At 66.2% G+C, this 11,521-nt stretch carries 9 protein-coding genes and 1 pseudogene; 6 read left to right on the top strand and 4 right to left on the bottom strand.

Annotation, left to right across the window (positions count from 1 at the left end; translation table 11 throughout):
• Positions 1 to 140 precede the first annotated feature (140 nt).
• Complete coding sequence (gene zwf / locus ASE28_RS05500; RefSeq protein ID WP_057265273.1) at positions 141 to 1,595, bottom strand: glucose-6-phosphate dehydrogenase; 1,455 nt, start codon at positions 1,593 to 1,595, stop codon at positions 141 to 143.
• 191 nt (positions 1,596 to 1,786) lie between these two features.
• Between zwf and pgi the strand changes: the two genes are divergently transcribed.
• Positions 1,787 to 3,349: a glucose-6-phosphate isomerase gene (gene pgi, locus ASE28_RS05495; protein ID WP_057265271.1), complete on the top strand. Its 1,563-nt coding sequence runs from the start codon at positions 1,787 to 1,789 to the stop codon at positions 3,347 to 3,349.
• A gap of 86 nt (positions 3,350 to 3,435) precedes the next feature.
• Entirely contained in the window at positions 3,436 to 4,650 is a 1,215-nt protein-coding gene (locus tag ASE28_RS05490) for an AGE family epimerase/isomerase (protein ID WP_057265270.1), read from the top strand.
• A gap of 16 nt (positions 4,651 to 4,666) precedes the next feature.
• Here ASE28_RS05490 and ASE28_RS05485 read toward each other — a convergent pair whose 3' ends face one another.
• Complete coding sequence (locus ASE28_RS05485; protein ID WP_057265268.1) at positions 4,667 to 5,584, bottom strand: SMP-30/gluconolactonase/LRE family protein; 918 nt, start codon at positions 5,582 to 5,584, stop codon at positions 4,667 to 4,669.
• Between the two features lie 103 nt (positions 5,585 to 5,687).
• On the opposite strand from ASE28_RS05485, the gene edd reads away from it, so the two are divergent.
• The 3 genes from edd to ASE28_RS05470 all read left to right on the top strand — a co-directional run bounded on the left by edd (position 5,688) and on the right by ASE28_RS05470 (position 8,530).
• Entirely contained in the window at positions 5,688 to 7,457 is a 1,770-nt protein-coding gene (gene edd, locus ASE28_RS05480) for a phosphogluconate dehydratase (RefSeq protein ID WP_057265266.1), read from the top strand.
• Positions 7,448 to 8,104 (top strand): bifunctional 4-hydroxy-2-oxoglutarate aldolase/2-dehydro-3-deoxy-phosphogluconate aldolase, encoded by a 657-nt coding sequence (locus ASE28_RS05475; protein ID WP_057265264.1) that lies wholly within the window; start codon positions 7,448 to 7,450, stop codon positions 8,102 to 8,104. The genes edd and ASE28_RS05475 overlap by 10 nt, the downstream gene beginning before the upstream one ends.
• 126 nt (positions 8,105 to 8,230) lie before the next feature.
• Positions 8,231 to 8,530 carry a DUF805 domain-containing protein gene (locus tag ASE28_RS05470; RefSeq protein WP_057265262.1) on the top strand — a complete coding sequence of 100 codons (300 nt, stop codon included), beginning with the start codon at positions 8,231 to 8,233 and terminating at the stop codon, positions 8,528 to 8,530.
• Positions 8,531 to 8,651: 121 nt separating this feature from the next.
• Here the strand turns inward: ASE28_RS05470 and groL are convergent, their stop codons facing one another.
• Together groL and ASE28_RS05460 are read right to left on the bottom strand one after the other, a co-directional pair.
• Positions 8,652 to 10,304 carry a chaperonin GroEL gene (gene groL, locus ASE28_RS05465; protein WP_007854022.1) on the bottom strand — a complete coding sequence of 551 codons (1,653 nt, stop codon included), beginning with the start codon at positions 10,302 to 10,304 and terminating at the stop codon, positions 8,652 to 8,654.
• 167 nt (positions 10,305 to 10,471) lie between these two features.
• A complete protein-coding gene (locus tag ASE28_RS05460) occupies positions 10,472 to 10,762 on the bottom strand; it encodes a co-chaperone GroES (RefSeq protein ID WP_057200209.1) in 291 nt (96 codons plus the stop codon).
• Between the two features lie 570 nt (positions 10,763 to 11,332).
• Between ASE28_RS05460 and ASE28_RS31165 the strand changes: the two are divergent.
• Positions 11,333 to 11,521, top strand: a pseudogene (locus tag ASE28_RS31165) (RCC1 domain-containing protein); the annotation flags it as partial.

The raw sequence follows: 11,521 nt of genomic DNA, 5'->3' as shown, positions 1-11,521 counted from the left end.
GCCTTCCCATGGTGGTGGTATCTCACGGTCGTGGGTGCCGCCACCATGTGGAAGTGTTTCCCCCCAATGCCGCAACCCGGCATGAATGACAAAAGGCTCCAACGGGAGCCTTTTTTCGTTGTGGGGCAGCGCGAAGAGCGTCAGACCTCCTCACTCCAGCAGTAGCCGTCGCGCGCGATCATCGCGCTGGCGGCGCTCGGGCCCCAGCTGCCGGCCGTGTAGGGCCGTGGGCCCAGTGCATCGTTGCGCCAGTGCTGCAGGATGGGTTCTACCCAGCGCCAGGCTTCCTCCTGCTCGTCGCTGCGCACGAAGAGGTTCAGGCGGCCGGCGATCACGTCGAGCAAAAGGCGTTCGTAGGCGCCCACGCGCTCGGTGCCGAAGCGCTGGTCGAAGTCGAGGTTCAGGTACACCTGCGACAGGGCTGGTTCGGTCTGGTGCTGGGCGGCACCCTGGGCCAGCAGGTGCAGCTCCAGCCCGTCCTTGGGCTGCAGGTTGATCACCAGGCGGTTGGCCGCGCCGGCCGAGGTGCGGAAGATCGGGTGCGGCACGGGGCGGAAGTTGACCACGATGTGCGCGTCGCGCCCCGCCAGCCGCTTGCCGGTGCGGATGTAGAAGGGCACGCCGGCCCAGCGCCAGTTGGAGATCTCGGTGCGCAGCGCGACAAAGGTCTCGGTGGTGCTGCCGGCGGCCACGCCTTTTTCCTGCAGGTAGCCGGGCACGCTGGCACCGTGCGTCTTGCCGGCCACGTACTGGCCGCGGATCACGTGCTGGCCGATGGTCTCCACGCTCCAGGGCTTGAGCGACTGCAGTACCTTGAGCTTCTCGTCCCGGATGGCGTTGGCGCTGGCGTTGATGGGCGGCTCCATGCCGATGGCACACAGCAGCTGCAGGGCATGGTTCTGCACCATGTCACGCAGGGCACCGGTCTGGTCGTAGAAGGCGCCGCGTGTCTCCACGCCCAGTTCCTCGGCAATGGTGATCTGGATGTTGGCGATGGTCTCGCGCCGCCACAGGGGCTCGAACAATGCGTTGCCAAAGCGCATGGCGAACAGGTTCTGTACCGAGGGCTTGCCCAGGTAGTGGTCGATGCGAAAGACCTGCTCTTCCTTGAGCACGCGGCGCAGCGTGTCGTTGATGGCCTGGTTGGAGCGCAGGTCGTGGCCCAGGGGCTTTTCGAGCACCACGCGTGTGGTCGGGCCGTTCAGGCCCACGGCGGCGATCTGCTCGCAGACATTGGTGAACAGGCTCGGCGCCGTGGCCACGTACATCACCACCGACTCGGCGTTGCGCTCGTGCAGCATGGCGGCCAGGCGGGCATAGTCCTGGGTTTGCGACAGGTCCATGCGCAGGTAGTGCAGCAGGGCACCGAAGCGTTCGAACTCGTCGGGCGTGGGGCGCTTGGCCAGGTCCACGCCGTCGAAGCGCGACTGGATCAGGCTGCGGTATTGTTCATGGCTGAGCTCGTCACGGGCGACCGCGATGATGCGGCCCCCTTCGGGCAGCGTTCCGTGGCGAAACGCCTGGAACAGCGCCGGCATGAGCTTGCGCCATGCCAGGTCGCCCGTTCCGCCAAACAGGACAAGGTCAAAACTCATGGGGTCTCCGTATTCAGTGCATTGGTCGTCGTGCATTTCTCTCGAAATTGTAATCACGTTACATCGATTTGTGTAGGACTGCAGAGCAACTGGCGTTCCAAACTGTGTCTGCAACAAAAAAGTACCAGCCTGTTTTGGTAATCAAGTTACTATCTCGCCGTTTTCCATTTTCCTGTCCAGGTAGCTCTCCCATGCCCCTCCGTTGTGACCAGACTTCCCAGTGGCCCGCGCTGCAGGCCTTGTTCCAGGCGCAAGGGCGCGCGCTGGACCTCCGGCAGGCCTTCGCCGAAGATGGAGAGCGCTTTGCGCACTTCAGTCAGTCCGCCCCCGAGGTGTTCGCCGACCTCTCCAAGAACCTGTGGGACCGGCCCACCGAAGCCCTGTTGCTGGCCATGGTCGAGGCCTGTGGCCTTGCTGCGCAGCGCGACGCCATGTTCGCGGGCCAGCCCATCAACCACACCGAAGGCCGGGCCGTGCTGCACACGCTGCTGCGCCGCCCTGAGGGCCTGGCGCTGCCGGGTGACGGCCCCGATATCGCGCAGAAGCTCGCCGAGGTGCATGGCACGCTGGGCGCAATGCTGCAATACGCCGAGCAGGTGCGCGGCGATGCCGCCATCACCGACGTGGTGAACATCGGCATCGGCGGCTCGGACCTGGGGCCGCACATGGCGGTGCTCGCGCTCGATGCCTTTCGCGCTGCGGGCAAGCGCCTGCATTTCGTCTCCAATGTGGACGGGCACGAGCTGCATGGCGTGCTCCAGGGCCTGAAGGCCGAGAGCACGCTGTTCTTGATCGCCTCCAAGACTTTCACCACCGCCGAAACCATGGCCAATGCGCGTTCCGCGCTGGCCTGGTTCGGCGCACAGGGCGGCAGCGACGTGGCACGCCACTTCGCGGCGCTGACCACCAACGTGGAAGCGGCCGGTGCCCTGGGCATCACCACCACCTTCGGTTTCTGGGACTGGGTGGGCGGGCGCTACTCGCTGTGGTCGGCCATCGGCCTGCCCATCGCCATCGCCATCGGCGCTGCCGGCTTCCGTGCGCTGCTGGCCGGCGCGCATGCCATGGACGAGCATTTCCGCACCGCGCCGCTGGCCGCCAACCTGCCGGTGCGCCTGGGCCTGCTCGACCTCTGGTACCGCAACTTCCATGGCTTCACCAGCCGCTGCATTGCGCCCTACCACGCGGCGCTGGGCCGGCTGCCGGCCTACCTGCAGCAGCTGGAGATGGAGAGCAATGGCAAGCGCGTGGGGGCCGACGGCCAGGAGCTGCCGTACGCCACCTCGCCCGTGCTCTGGGGCGAGCCCGGCACCAACGGCCAGCACGCGTTCTTCCAGATGCTGCACCAGGGCACCGACGTGCTGCCGCTGGAGATCGTGGCCGTGCGCCAGGCGGCGCACCCGCTGCCGGGCCACCAGAACAAGCTGCTTGCCAACGCCCTGGCCCAGGCCCAGGCGCTGATGGTGGGCAAGCCCAGCCCCGAGGACGGGCACCGCCACTTCCCGGGCAACCGGCCCAGCACCTTCCTGCTGCTCGAATCGCTGACCCCGGCCTCGCTGGGTGCGCTGATCGCGCTGCAGGAGCACCGCGTTTTCGTGAGCGGCAGCCTGTGGGGCATCAACAGCTTTGACCAGTGGGGTGTGGAGCTGGGCAAGGTGCTGGCGCGCGACCTCGAATCGCGCCTGGCCTCGGGCGATGCCACGGGGCTTGATGGCTCCACGGCAGGCCTGCTGGCGCGCCTGCGCGGCGGCTGAGCCGCCGCGCCACGTTATTGCATTTCACAACGAGGCGCTTCGAGGCGCCCAGGCCGTACCCTGCGGCCCAACGAGGAGACAAGCCCATGACCGCACCGCAGCCACCCGATTTCCGCTCGCCCGCATTCCTGCACGCACACATCCGCCAGACCATGGCGTTCTACGAGCCCGTGGCCACCGATGCGGGGGGCGGCATGTACCACTTCTTCCTCGACGACGGCACCGTCTACGACGAGCGCACGCGCCACCTGGTGAGCGCCACGCGCTTCGTGGTCACGCATGCCATGCTGTTCAAGACCTCCGGCGAGGCGCGCTACCGCCACGGCATGGAGCATGCGCTCCAGTTTCTGCGCACCGCCTTCCTCGACCCGGCCACCGGCGGCTACGCCTGGCTGATCGACTGGCATGGCGGCCACGCCACCTTGCTCGACGCCACGCGCCACTGCTATGGCATGGCCTTCGTGATGCTGGCCTATGCCCGGGCCCATGAGGCCGGCGTGCCCGAGGCGCGGCAGTGGCTGGCTGAGGCCTTCGATACCGCCGAGCAGCACTTCTGGCAACCGGCCGAAGGCCTCTATGCCGACGAGGCCACGCGCGACTGGGCCCTGGCGGACTACCGCGGGCAAAACGCCAACATGCACGCCTGCGAGGCCATGATCTCGGCCTTTCGCGCCACGGGCGAGCGGCGCTACATCGAGCGCGCCGAGTTGCTTGCGCAAAACATCTGCCAGCGCCAGGCAGCGCTGGCTGGCGGCTGGGTGTGGGAGCATTTTCGCGCCGACTGGTCGGTGGACTGGGACTACAACCGCCACGACCGCAGCAACATCTTCCGCCCCTGGGGCTACCAGGTCGGGCACCAGACCGAATGGGCCAAGCTGCTGCTGCAGCTCGATGCGCTGGCGCCCGCGCCCTGGCACCTGCCGTGTGCCCGCTTCCTGTTCGATGCCGCGATGGACAAGGGCTGGGACACCGCCCATGGCGGCATCGTCTACGGCATGGCGCCCGACGGCAGCATCTGCGACGACGGCAGGTACCACTGGGTGCAGGCCGAGAGCATGGCCGCCGCTGCGGTACTGGCCGTGCACACCGGCGAGCCGCGCTACTGGGATTGGTACGAGCGCATCTGGGCCTACTGCTGGCAGCACTTCGTGGACCACGAGCACGGCGCCTGGTTCCGCATCCTCGATGGGCGCAACCTCAACCACACGCGCGAGAAGAGCAACGCCGGCAAGGTCGATTACCACAACATGGGCGCCTGCTACGACGTGCTGCTGGCCTTGGGGGCGCAGCGCGCGCCCTGACGCCCCCTTCTCCTGGTCACATCGCCGCGCTGGCCTGGAAGAAATTCACGGGCAGGCCCGGCACCTCCACGGGCAGGCTGAACAGCGAGCCGGCAGGGATGGCCGCATCCAGTTCCGCTTGCGGCCGGCCGGCGCGCGCCGAGGTGATGTACAGCGTGCGCAGGTCGTCGCCGCCAAAGCAGACCATGGTGGGGCATTGCACGGGCATGGCAATGCGCTGCAGCACCTGGCCTGCGGGCGAGAGCTGCAGCACGCAGGCACCCTCGTACATGGCCACCCAGTAGTTGCCCTGCACGTCCACGGCCGCGCCATCGGGGCGGCCGCCATAGGGCTCGCCCGCCACTTTGGGCGGGAAGGTCGCCCACGGCGCACGGCTTTCGATGCTGCCGGTGGCGGCATCGAACGCAAAGCGGTCGATGCGGTGCTCGGGTGTGTTGGACCAGTAGAGCCAGCGGTCGTCCGGGCTGAAGGCCAGGCCGTTGGCGGTGAAGTTCTCGCCCGCCATCTTCTGCACCCGAAAGCCGCCGGGCGCCGCCTCCAGCCGCCACAGTGCCGCGTCGGGCGCCGTGCGCGGGCTGATCACCGACCCAGCCCAGAACCGGCCCGCCGAATCGCAGCGGCCATCGTTCAGGCGCAGCACGCGGGTGTCGTGCACATCGCCGGGCAGCAGCGCCAGGCAGGTGAGGGCACCGCTGGTGGTGTCGAGCAGGTAGAAACCATCCCGTAACCCGATTACTAGTTTCTTGCCTGCCACAGGGGCGCAACAGCCCGGTTCGGAGGGCATGTCCCAGGTGCGCAGTTGCGCGCTGGCCGGCGCCCAGGCGTTCACCCGCTTTCCTTGGATGTCGCACCAGTAAAGGGATGTTTCATGGGGATGCCAGAACGGCGATTCGCCCAGTTCCGAGGGCGGCAAAAGCAGGGTCTGCAGGGACATTGGCTTGATCCGGGGTGGTTATCGAGTTACATTCTAGAGGCTCCCGTTGGAGCTGTAATCTCTTTTTCCCCACTATCCAAGTCCACCCCCGATGGAGCATCCCATGCATTCAGTCGTAGCGCGCGTGACGGCCCGCATCATCGAGCGCAGCAAGGACACCCGCGCCGCCTACCTGGCCACGGTCGACGCCATGGTCCAGCGCAAGCCGCCGCAGGACCGCATGGGCTGCGCCAACCTGGCCCATGCCTACGCGGCGCTGCCGGGCTCCGAAAAGTTCAAGGTCACGGTCGAGAAGGCGCCCAACATCGGCATCGTCACGGCCTACAACGACATGCTGTCGGCCCACCAGCCCTACCAGAGCTACCCGGCGCTGTTGCGCGACGAGGCCGCGCGCCACGGTGCCATGGCCCAGGTGGCCGGCGGCGTGCCCGCCATGTGCGACGGCGTGACGCAGGGCACGCCCGGCATGGAGCTGTCGCTGTTCTCCCGGGACGCCATTGCCATGGCCACTGCGGTAGCGCTGTCCCACGACGTGTTCGATGGCGTGCTGCTGCTCGGCGTGTGCGACAAGATCGTGCCGGGCCTGCTGATCGGTGCGCTGCACTACGGCCACCTGCCCTGCGTGTTCGTGCCCGCCGGCCCCATGGGTTCGGGCCTGCCCAACAAGGACAAGGCCAAGGTGCGTGAGCTCTACGCGCAGGGCCTGGTCGGCCGGGATGAGCTGCTCAAGGCCGAATCGGCCGCGTACCACAGCCCCGGCACCTGCACCTTCTACGGCACGGCCAACAGCAACCAGATGCTGCTCGAGGCCATGGGCCTGCACGTGCCCGATGCGGCGTTCACCCCGCCAGGGACTGGTGAGCGCGAGGAATTCACGCGCCAGGCCATGCGCACCGTGCTCGACATCGGCAAGCGCGGCAAGCGCTTCACGCCCATCGCGCATGTGGTGGACGAGCGCTGCATCGTCAACGCCATGGCCGCGCTGCTGGCCACGGGGGGCTCCACCAACCACCTGATCCACTGGGTGGCGATCGCGCGCAGCGCCGGCATCCTGATCGACTGGACCGATTTCGACGACCTGTCTTCCGTGGTGCCGCTGCTGGCCCGCGTCTACCCCAACGGCGATGCCGACGTGAACCAGTTCCAGGCCGCGGGCGGCCCGCCCTGGATCCTGCGCGAGCTGCTGGCCAACGGCCTCATGCACCCTGACGTGCTGAGCGTGAACGAGGGCGGCATCGCGGCCGGTGGTGCGCCGGCGCCCGCCACTTCGGGCGACCTGGCCGTGCTGCGCCCGGTGGTCGAGCCGTTCTCGCCGACGGGCGGCCTGCGCCTGCTGCAGGGGCGCCTGGGCCGTGCCGTGATCAAGGTTTCGGCCGTGCCGGAAGACCGCCACATCATCGAGGCGCCTGCGCGCGTGTTCGACTCGCAGGAGGAGTTGCTCGCGGCCTTCGCTGCGGGCGAAGTGCAGCAGGACATGGTGGCCGTGGTGCGTTTCCAGGGCCCGCGCGCCAATGGCATGCCCGAGCTGCACAAGCTCACGCCGCCACTGGCCGTGCTGCAGAACCAGGGCTTCAAGGTGGCGCTGGTGACCGACGGCCGCATGAGCGGTGCCTCGGGCAAGGTCCCGGCCGCCATCCACGTGACGCCCGAGGCGCTGGGCGGCGGCCCGCTGGCCAAGGTGCGCGACGGCGACCTGCTGCGCGTGGACGCCGTGGCGGGCACGCTCGACGTGCTGGTGGACGATGCCGAATGGGCCGCGCGCACCCCTGACGAATGCAAGGCGCCCGTGGCCACCGGCTTCGGGCGTGAACTGTTTGCCAACTTTCGCCGCCATGCGGGCGGCGCTGAACAAGGAGCCTGTACATGGCTGTGAATGCCTCAACCCCCGCCCTGAACCCCCTCGATATCGCCAGCTACGGCCCGGTGATCCCGGTGATCGTGATCGACCGTGTCGAAGACGCGATCCCGCTGGCCGAGGCCTTGCTCGCCGGTGGCGTCAAGGTGCTCGAGGTCACGCTGCGCACGCCCGCAGGCCTGCCCGCCATCGAGGCGATTGCTCGCCAGCTGCCCGAGGCCGTGGTGGGCGTGGGCACCGTGCTCAATGCCGAGGATGCGCGCCGCGCGAGCGAGGCCGGTGCCCGTTTTGCCGTGAGCCCGGGCTACACCTCGGCAGTCGGCTCGGCCTGCAAGGGGCTGAACCTGCCCCTGCTGCCGGGCGTGGCCACCTCCAGCGAGATCATGCAGGCGCTGGCCGATGGCTTCCAGTTCCTCAAGCTCTTCCCGGCCGAGGCCGTGGGCGGCATCCCGCTGCTCAAATCCTGGGCCAGCCCGTTCGGCCAGGTAAGTTTTTGCCCCACCGGTGGCATCACCAATGCCACGGCGCCGAATTACCTGGCGCTGCCCAATGTGCGCTGCGTGGGCGGCTCGTGGCTCACGCCGGCCGATGCCGTGCGCTCGGGCGACTGGGCGCGCATCACGCAGCTGGCGCAGGCCACGCAGGCGCTGCGGCAAGCCAGCTGAAGCAAGCCGGTTTCGATCGCTGCCCGCGGCGTGCTTTGGGGAGGTCATCCTTGCCGCTTATCATGGAGAGGGGCATTCGCTCCGCAACAGCAAGTACTCAACATTTCACCAAGAGAGGGCTTCTCCATGGATTTTGCTCAAGCTATCAAGTCGTGCTTCAGCCAGTACGCGGGCTTCACCGGCCGGGCGCCGCGCTCGGAGTTCTGGTGGTTCGCCCTGTTCCAGGTGATAGTGGTTGTGGTCGCCAGCATCGTGCACCAACTCGTCGGCAACGTTGCATCCCTTGCGCTGCTGCTGCCTGCGCTGGCAGTGGGTGCGCGCCGTCTGCACGACATTGGCCGCTCGGGATGGTGGCAGTTGTTGTCGTTCACAGGCATCGGCGTCCTGGTGCTGATCTATTGGTGGGTACAGCCGAGCGGAGAGTAATCTTCCGGCCATTGCGCGGCAGTTAGCTGCGCACCAAAGAAAAAGCCCGCAGACCGTAAGGCCTGCGGGCTTTTTGCTGGTTGGCAGCGCAGTGAACGGGTCACCGCGCCGGGTCGGGCAATTACATGCCCATGCCACCCATGCCACCCATGCCGCCCATGTCGGGCATGCCGCCGCCGGCACCGGCCTCGTCCTTGGGTGCTTCTGCAACCATGGCTTCGGTCGTCAGCAGCAGGGAAGCCACGGAGGCAGCGTTCTGCAGGGCCGTGCGGGTGACCTTCGTGGGGTCCAGAATGCCCAGTTCGAGCATGTCGCCGTACGTGTCATTCGAAGCGTTGAAGCCGTAGTTGCCTTTGCCGGCCAACACAGCGTTCACCACCACCGAGGCTTCGCCGCCAGCGTTGTTCACGATTTCGCGCAGGGGCGCTTCGATGGCCTTCAGGACCAGCTTGATACCGGCTTCCTGGTCGGCGTTGTCGCCCTTGACCGAGTCACCGACAGCTTGCTTGGCACGCAGCAGGGCCACGCCACCACCGGCCACAACGCCTTCTTCCACCGCTGCACGGGTAGCGTGCAGTGCGTCTTCCACGCGGGCCTTCTTTTCCTTCATTTCGACTTCGGTGGCAGCGCCGACCTTGATCACGGCCACACCGCCGGCCAGCTTGGCCACGCGTTCCTGCAGCTTTTCACGGTCGTAGTCGGACGTGGCTTCCTCGATCTGCACGCGCACTTGCTTGACGCGGGCTTCGATGTCACCAGCAGCGCCGGCGCCGTCGATGATGATGGTGTTTTCCTTGCCCACTTCGATGCGCTTGGCCTGGCCCAGGTCGGCCAGGGTCACCTTCTCGAGGGTCAGGCCCACTTCTTCAGCGATGACCTTGCCGCCCGTCAGGATGGCGATGTCTTCCAGCATGGCCTTGCGGCGGTCGCCGAAGCCAGGAGCCTTCACAGCCACGACCTTCAGGATGCCGCGGATGGTGTTGACCACCAGCGTGGCCAGGGCTTCGCCTTCGACTTCTTCGGCAATGATCAGCAGCGGACGGCCGGCCTTTGCAACTTGCTCCAGGGTAGGCAGCAGGTCGCGGATGTTGCTGATCTTCTTGTCGAACAGCAGCACGAAGGGGTTGTCCAGAATGGCCGATTGCTTTTCTGGGTTGTTGATGAAGTAGGGCGACAGGTAGCCGCGGTCGAACTGCATGCCTTCCACGACGTCCAGTTCGGAGTCGAGGGACTTGCCGTCTTCCACGGTGATCACGCCTTCCTTGCCAACCTTGTCCATGGCGTCAGCGATCAGCTTGCCGATGGTTTCGTCGGAGTTGGCCGAGATCGAGCCGACCTGTGCGATTTCCTTGGAGGTGGTGGTGGGCTTGGAAGCCTTCTTCAGCTCGATCACCAGGGCCGTCACGGCCTTGTCGATACCGCGCTTCAGGTCCATCGGGTTGATGCCGGCGGCCACGTACTTGAAGCCTTCGCGCACGATGGCCTGGGCCAGCACGGTGGCAGTGGTGGTGCCGTCACCAGCGTTGTCGCTGGTCTTGGAGGCCACTTCCTTCACGAGCTGGGCGCCCATGTTCTGCAGCTTGTCCTTGAGTTCGATTTCCTTGGCCACGGACACACCGTCCTTGGTCACAGTAGGGGCGCCGAACGAGCGCTCCAGCACCACATTGCGGCCCTTGGGGCCCAGGGTCACCTTGACCGCATTGGCCAGAATGTTCACGCCTTCAACCATGCGTGCGCGGGCTTCGCCGCCGAAAACTACGTCTTTTGCTGCCATTTGGAGCTCCTGAAATTTAACTGAATCAATTACTGGCTTGGGGGAGAGGGGAAAGCGTAGCGAGCAGGTGCCAGGCTAGGCGCACGGAGCACAGCAACCGGAACGTACTTCCTGTACATGAGGATTGCGAGCACCGCGCAACGACGCATGGCGCCTGCGCAGCAGCTTTACTTCTCCACCACGGCGAACAGGTCGTCTTCCTTCATGACCAGCAGCTCGTCGCCCTTGATCTTGACGGTCTGGCCCGAGTACTTGCCGAACAGAACGCGGTCGCCGACCTTCACGTTCAGGGCGAGCAGTTCGCCCTTGTCGTTCTTCTTGCCGGGGCCGACGGCCAGCACTTCACCTTGATCGGGCTTTTCAGCGGCGTTGTCGGGGATCACGATGCCGGAGGCGGTCGTGGTTTCGCTTTCGATACGCTTGACGATCACGCGATCGTGCAGGGGGCGAAGATTCATTGCATTGCTCCTGGGTCAAAAAATTACCGACAGTACGAAGCGCCTGAACAGGGCCAGGCGCTACCAAACTCCATCCAACAAGGGAGTGTTAGCACTCCGTTGCAGTGAGTGCTAATGATACGGGCATTTGTTGCCGTTTCAAGACATGGGGTGATTGGAAGGGTGTCAAACACGCTTCCAGTTGTGCCGATGGCTTGCAAGGGGTCGGGCCGATCCACCCCATTTTTGCGCAGGAGCAGGGAAATCCCTCACCCCTGCGGGGTGGGGCGCAGGAAGCCATCCATGGGTACCTTGCGCTGTCTTGACGCTCGTCGCCATCGCATTGCGGCTTGCCGCTTCGTGCCCCTGGCGCCGCTGGCTGGCTGAGGGGCACACGGGGCGCATCCCGCCACGGTCCGGCTCCCGGAGGTTGCGGTACGGCTTTTCCCGCCCCACGCGATCAGGCGCCAAGCGTCCAGCCAATCTTTCTTTTTTACTTTTTTGAGGGAACCGATGAAACATCTGATGACGAAAAAGCCTTTGAGCACTGCCGTTGCCCTGGGTGCTGCTGCCCTGTGCTGTGCTTTTGCGATGACTTCTGCCCACGCTGTGCAGCCCGCCATCTCCATGGGCTACGACCATGCCCTCGTGTTGCGTGCCGACGGCACGGTCTGGTCGTGGGGTTACGGCAATGGCGGGCAACTGGGCCTTGGCAATTCCAGCACCCGCACGTCGCCCACGCAGATCCCCTCGCTGCAGAACGTGGTCCAGGTGGTGGCT

Source organism: Acidovorax sp. Root219 (genome assembly GCF_001428665.1).
Taxonomy (GTDB): domain Bacteria; phylum Pseudomonadota; class Gammaproteobacteria; order Burkholderiales; family Burkholderiaceae_C; genus Acidovorax.
The sequence above is the reverse complement of the archived record's forward strand: the minus strand, read 5'-3'. Positions and strand labels throughout refer to the sequence as shown.

Excerpts from the sequence above, each read along its gene's own strand:
- zwf (WP_057265273.1), bottom strand. The coding sequence starts at position 1,595 with ATGAGTTTTGACCTTGTCCTGTTTGGCGGAACGGGCGACCTGGCATGG.
- pgi (WP_057265271.1), top strand. The coding sequence starts at position 1,787 with ATGCCCCTCCGTTGTGACCAGACTTCCCAGTGGCCCGCGCTGCAGGCC.
- ASE28_RS05490 (WP_057265270.1), top strand. The coding sequence starts at position 3,436 with ATGACCGCACCGCAGCCACCCGATTTCCGCTCGCCCGCATTCCTGCAC.
- ASE28_RS05485 (WP_057265268.1), bottom strand. The coding sequence starts at position 5,584 with ATGTCCCTGCAGACCCTGCTTTTGCCGCCCTCGGAACTGGGCGAATCG.
- edd (WP_057265266.1), top strand. The coding sequence starts at position 5,688 with ATGCATTCAGTCGTAGCGCGCGTGACGGCCCGCATCATCGAGCGCAGC.
- ASE28_RS05475 (WP_057265264.1), top strand. The coding sequence starts at position 7,448 with ATGGCTGTGAATGCCTCAACCCCCGCCCTGAACCCCCTCGATATCGCC.
- ASE28_RS05470 (WP_057265262.1), top strand. The coding sequence starts at position 8,231 with ATGGATTTTGCTCAAGCTATCAAGTCGTGCTTCAGCCAGTACGCGGGC.
- groL (WP_007854022.1), bottom strand. The coding sequence starts at position 10,304 with ATGGCAGCAAAAGACGTAGTTTTCGGCGGCGAAGCCCGCGCACGCATG.
- ASE28_RS05460 (WP_057200209.1), bottom strand. The coding sequence starts at position 10,762 with ATGAATCTTCGCCCCCTGCACGATCGCGTGATCGTCAAGCGTATCGAA.